Source organism: Mesorhizobium sp. M1A.F.Ca.IN.022.07.1.1 (assembly GCF_003997575.1).
GTDB lineage: Bacteria > Pseudomonadota > Alphaproteobacteria > Rhizobiales > Rhizobiaceae > Mesorhizobium.
Genome location: NZ_RZST01000465.1, coordinates 1 through 3,719, shown reverse-complemented (window position 1 = coordinate 3,719; position 3,719 = coordinate 1). Strand labels below are relative to the sequence as shown.

General features: G+C 62.1%; 2 protein-coding genes and 1 pseudogene. All 3 read right to left on the bottom strand.

All coding sequences use genetic code 11. The features are described 5' to 3' along the window. Positions 1 to 785, bottom strand: a 785-nt coding sequence (locus EOA75_RS30405; RefSeq protein ID WP_127325882.1) for a DUF932 domain-containing protein, incomplete at its 3' end; no start/stop codon positions are given. A 135-nt stretch (positions 786 to 920) separates the two neighbouring features. Next, positions 921 to 1,342: pseudogene (locus EOA75_RS30400) on the bottom strand (antirestriction protein). 235 nt (positions 1,343 to 1,577) lie between these two features. Next, a complete protein-coding gene (locus EOA75_RS30395) occupies positions 1,578 to 3,716 on the bottom strand; it encodes a ParB/RepB/Spo0J family partition protein (RefSeq protein ID WP_127325883.1) in 2,139 nt (712 codons plus the stop codon). Positions 3,717 to 3,719: the final 3 nt, after the last annotated feature.

The window sequence follows — 3,719 nt, the reverse complement described above, 5'->3', positions numbered from 1 at the left end:
CGCAGGTAAAACGCCGCGATGCCGAGTGTCTTCGATCCAACTTCCGAGTTCCACGCATAGAACCCGCGGAAGTAAAGGTCCGGCTGGCCGTTCGGTAGGCGGCCCGCCTCGATCGGGTGCGTGTCGTCGACCAGGAAGAGAAAGACGTCGCGATCGCTGGCATAAAGCGTCGTGGTATCCTTGGTGATATCGACAAACGGGTTGTGGGTCATGGTCGACCAGTCGAGCACGCCCGGCACTTTCCAGATTGTGTCGCCGGTGCCGTTGCCAGCGATGCTCATCACGGCGGCGACAAGGTCTCTATCCCAGATGCGCCCGTAGTCGGGGCCGGTCACAGCACGCAGTTCGACGCGGCCGTCGTCCATCTCCAGCGTTTTGATCATTTCGGCGTCGTGGTTGAGAAGCCCGTGCTGGAGATTGATTGCCGCCAGCGGTGCGGGCAACTGGCGCATGTAGTTCGCCGGGGCACCGACCAGGCTGCAAAGCTGGCCGTAGCTCCAGTGCGTCGGCGCCACCGGTTCGCGGCCGCCGGGAACGATCAGGGAAAGGCGTTCGGCATTGTCGCGGGTCGCCTCGACGCGGATGTCCGCAGTTTCCACGGTTCGCACGCGAGCACGCTCTGTTCTGGCGCTGACGGCGCGATGGAGGTCAGAAAGTGACAGATAGCGCTCGTCGTCGGGCCGCGAGAACCATTCGGACGAGACGCGGTCGATGCGTTGACCGCGCGAGAGGTCTACCTTGAAGCCGGACGAGACGTGGCGCGGGCTGGTGATCATGGTGTTCATGTTGGAAGCTCCTGAAACGAAGAAGCCCGGCTGGCGCTTTGCGACAACCGGGCGGTGAGAGTGAATGATGGATCGTTGCCGCGGCGTCCGACGCGGCCACGCAGGTGAAAACATGAAGTGCGACGCCGGTATCGATCAGTCGATTGCCTGAAAAATTTCCTCGGCTTCCGGATGGTCCGCGCAATAGGTGTGAAGGCGACCGTAGCCTTCCGGGAGCCGCTCGGATTGGTACTGGAAGGAAAGATGGGAGAAGGCGAAGAGTGTGGCGATAATCCCCGCGGCTTCGGCCGAGACGTCGCCTTGGAACCCGGTGACTTCGCCGGTGATCCGGAAGCGCGGCTTGGATCTCGGGGCCATGAACAGCGGTCTGCCGTCGTGCTCATAGAAATCCCAGAAGCCGCCGCGATAATCGAGGGGGCTCAGCCGTTCCATGAAGCTTAGACCGCGTTTTCGGCGACGATCAGCAATGAGCGCCCGAACAACGCGGGAAGGAATTCCAGGCGCCGCTCATCGGGGACAATGGTTGCGATTTTGGGGGCGATCTCCGGTATCGACATCGATCTGGTCTCCTGAGAGAGGTGACAGGGTTCAGGCCGGGCAACCCTCTCTTCAGCCCGGCTTCACCCTCTTCCCCCGCCTCATTCTTCCTCTCTGGCCCGACTACCACCGCGCCTTCCTCCGCGAGCGGCGCATTCTCATAGGGGTCCATAACGGACACGCATTTGCTCCAATGTCCAAAAAGGGGAAGGCCCGGCGCAGGGCCGGGCCTTGGATCAGTTTTTCTGAGAAAGGCTATTCCGCCGCGTCTAGGTGACGAGGTTCTTCGAGATCGGCATCCTCGGAAGCCGTACCTTCACCTTCGGCATCTTCGGTCAGGAATGCCGGCAGGTCGACTTCGGCGCCTTCCACCGCGTCGTCCTCGACAACCGCGGCCGCGGCGTCGTCGCCCTCTTTCGCAGGCGTCTCATCAACAGCGAGACGCAGCGGCTCGGGCAGCCATCCACTGCCTTCGAGCAGGCGGGCCGCTTCGCGGGCCATATCCGCCTTCTTGAGGTGATCGATGAGTTGCGCGGACTGCTCACCCTTCGCCTCCCGGACCGCCTCCAGGATATGCGCCTTGGTGACGCGGCCAAGATAGTTGTCGACGGTCGGCGCCCAGCCTGCCTCGACCATGTCGAAGCCGATCGAGCGAGCCAGCTCATCGGCATGGGCGATCACCGCGGGCCGCCGATTCCACGGCTGCACCACGGCATTGACCGACAGTGAGACGCAATGGGCAAACAGCGCCTGCCGGCTGGCGTCGTCGAGCGCGACCAGATAGCTCCAGAGCTCCGCAGAGGTCTTCGGGAGATCGTGTCCCCAAGCCTCATGACGCTGTTCGATCTCCTTCGCCCAGACCGTGTCGCCCAACCCTTGTGTCTGGCTAAACTTTGCGCTCTGCATTGTGACTTCAAGGCAAGAGTCGGAGCCGTAGACGAAAAAAGTCTTGAGAACGAAGACATGTAAGGCGGCGACGAAGGCCATGACCGGATCGTTGGCGAGCGCGTTCCTCAGCGCGATCGTGCGGGCCGCCGTCAGGTCTTCGATGACACGGTCGGAAAGCGGACGAATACGGTCATCCTCTTCCTCGGGCGTCTCGACAACAACTGGCTTGCCGTTGACCGAACTCCCACCGGTTGCCGAGGCCGCAATTCCATCATCACTGTCGTGACCGCCCGTGTCGGCGTCATCGGCCTGGAGGACCGGCTCGTCTTCCTGCCGAACGAAGCCGCGCTCGATCTTTAGCTCGCCGTCGGCGCCGAGCGAGATGAAAGCGCCACCGCGTGCAACCTCTGCCGGATCGAAAACATAAGGCCGGTCATTCAGCCGGTCCAACTCATTGCCGAGTTCTTCCAGCCGGGATTCGGTTTCATCGGAATACTCTTTCGCCTCGGCATATTCCGCGTCGAGCTTGTCGTATTCCGCTTTTACCGCATCAAAGCGGACAAGCTCGTCGGCACTCAATTCCGCGCGTTCGCCGTAGAAGCGGCGCAGCCCGGAGGCATGGCCGTAGGGGAAGTCGATTGCAGCGTCGACCCAGATCCAACCTTCCTCGGCCTTCAGTGTTTCGGCGTCGGCCTTCAGCTTCTCGAACACGAGCTGCTCGAGAAGCGCCGGATCCTGGAGCCATCCACCCTGGTCCTGTTCAAAGAGGTCGCGCATGACGCCGCCGCCGGCGGCCTCGTAAGCTTCGATCCCGACATAGACCGCGCGGCGATCGGCGGCGCGAACCGCTGTTTCGGTCAACAGCCGGCGAATGTAGTACGACTCCCGGACATGCGACCGGGAGACCGTGTCCCAGACCTGCTCCTGGCGAACATGGTCGTTTGTGATGGAAAATGCCATCACCTGCTCAAGTTTGATCTCGTCATTCGCGTAAAGATCGAGCAGACGCGGCGAGACTGACGCCAGCCGCAGGCGCTGGCGCACCGTCGACACCGAGACGAAATAGCGCGCAGCGATTTCCTCCTCGCCGAGACCCTGCAGATGCAAGGTCTGGAATGCTCGGAACTGGTCGAGCGGATGGAGCTGGAGGCGATGGACGTTTTCGGCAAGGGAATCGTCCTCGACGGAGGTCGAGGCGCCGCGCTTCACGATGCAGGGGACGGGTTCCGTCTTCGCCATGCGCTTCTGCTTGATCAGCTGTTCGAGCGCGCGATAACGCCGGCCGCCGGCGGGCACTTCGTAGCGGCCGGTTTCCGCATCATTGTCGCCGAGGATCGGCCGCACGTTCAGGCTCATGAGAAGTCCGCGAAGGGCGATGTCGTTGGCAAGGTCCTCAATCGAGATGCCCGCCTTGATGTTGCGCACGTTCTTCTGCGAGAGTTCAAGCTTGTCGAAGGGGACGTCTAGCGTGCGATCGAGGGTGATCTTCTGAATGGCCTTGGCCATGTC

Coding starts and splice junctions, on each gene's coding strand:
- EOA75_RS30395 (WP_127325883.1), bottom strand. CDS start 3,716: ATGGCCAAGGCCATTCAGAAGATCACCCTCGATCGCACGCTAGACGTC.